The following is a 1865-nucleotide window of genomic DNA, read 5'->3' as shown; positions in this document are numbered from 1 at the left end:
GGTCAACCTCATCCAAAGCCTGGATTTGTTGGTGATTGACGAAATCAGCATGGTTCGTGCCGATGTGTTGGATGCGATGGACGAAGTGCTGCGCCGTTACCGCAACCGTTCCAAGCCTTTTGGTGGCGTTCAGTTGCTGATGATCGGCGACCTGCACCAGCTTTCGCCCGTGGCCAAACCGGAAGAATGGCAATTGCTGAAACCGCATTACGATACGCTGTATTTTTTCAGCAGCAAAGCTTTAAAGCAAACGCCGCTGGTAAACATCGAGCTGAAACATATTTACCGGCAGGCCGATACTGTTTTTATCGGCCTTTTAAATGCCATCCGCGAAAACCGGATTTCGAGACAGGTTTTGGAAGATTTGAACCAGCGGCACATTCCTGATTTCAAGCCGAATGAGCAGGAAGGTTACATCACTTTAACCACGCACAACAATTCGGCACAATATTTAAACGCTAGCAAACTGGCCGAAATCAAACAACCGGCACATCAATTTAAAGCCGTTGTTCAGGGCGAATTCCCAGAGTTTTCCTATCCAACAGTTTTGGATTTGGAACTGAAAGTGGGCGCGCAGGTAATGTTTGTGAAGAACGATACCTCGCGCGAAAAGCTTTTTTACAATGGTAAAATCGGAAAAGTAGTACGGGTGGAGGATGAAACAATCTTTGTAAAATGCCCGGACGAAGAAGATGAAATTTTAGTTGGGCCGGTGGTTTGGCAAAACATTAGGTACGCTTTAAATACGGCAACAAAAGAAGTAGAAGAAACCATCATCGGTAGTTTTACGCAATATCCGCTGCGGCTGGCCTGGGCAATTACGATCCACAAAAGCCAGGGTTTAACGTTTGAAAAAGCAATTATTGATGCGCAAGATGCTTTTGCGCATGGCCAGGTTTACGTAGCTTTAAGCCGTTGTAAAACGTTGGAAGGCATAGTTTTAAGCAAACCACTGAAAGTAGAAAGCGTAATTACCGACCGTACGATTGCAACTTACACCATCGAAAGCGAACGCAATGTACCCACAGAAAGTGTTTTATCGGAAGCCAAAAAAGTTTTCCAGGAAACGTTGCTGCGCGAATTGTTTGATTTCAGCCCAATCAAATTCCGCTATTTTGCGCTTTTGAAATTGGCAGAAGAAAACGATAACTTATTAGCCGGAAGTTTTGCGCAAACTTTGCATGAAACCAAAATTACAGCCGAAAAAGAAATTTATGCCGTGGCCGATAAGTTTCAGCAGCAATTGAACCTGTTGTTGCAACAGCCGCTTTTGCCGGAAGATCATCCCGAATTGCAGGAACGCGTAAAAAAAGCCGCTGCTTATTTTGTTGAAAAGCTGGAGCAGATGCTTCTTTTACCACTAAAAAATTGGTCTGTCGAGACGGACAATAAAGCCGTCCGCAAAAATGTGCAAGGCGCGTTAAATGCTTTAAAACAGGAAGTTGCGGTTAAATTTATGGTGGTAAAAGAAGCATCGGCCAATAGTTTTAACGCTTTGGCTTATCTTCAGCATAAAGCAAACGCGGCTATTGATTTAAGTTTGGCTTCGGAAAAAGCTGCTTCTTCTCCACAAAACAAAACAGAAACCGATGCAGAAAAATCAGCTTATCCTGATTTGCATAGTGCTTTGCGCAGTTGGCGAAACCGCCTGGCCGAGGAAAATAACATTCCCGCTTATGTTATTTTTCACCAAAAAGTGTTGGATAAATTGGTGGAAGTTTTGCCTTCTACCTTAAAAGAACTGGAAAGTATTAAAGGAATTGGCCCGGGCAAAGTAAAAAAATACGGCGCAGAAATTTTAAGTTACATCAACGCATATTGCAAAAATAACGATGTGAAAAGGCAGCCAATTGAATTAGTAGTTT

The 1865-nt window shown here is 43.2% G+C and carries 1 protein-coding gene; it reads left to right on the top strand.

The features are described 5' to 3' along the window. A partial coding sequence (locus tag Q0192_RS17620; protein ID WP_299291609.1) for an HRDC domain-containing protein occupies positions 1–1865 on the top strand: 1865 nt, incomplete at both ends.

It is taken from the genome of uncultured Mucilaginibacter sp. (assembly GCF_937859865.1).
In the GTDB taxonomy this organism is placed as follows: Bacteria; Bacteroidota; Bacteroidia; order Sphingobacteriales; family Sphingobacteriaceae; genus Mucilaginibacter_A.
The sequence above is the reverse complement of the archived record's forward strand: the minus strand, read 5'-3'. Positions and strand labels throughout refer to the sequence as shown.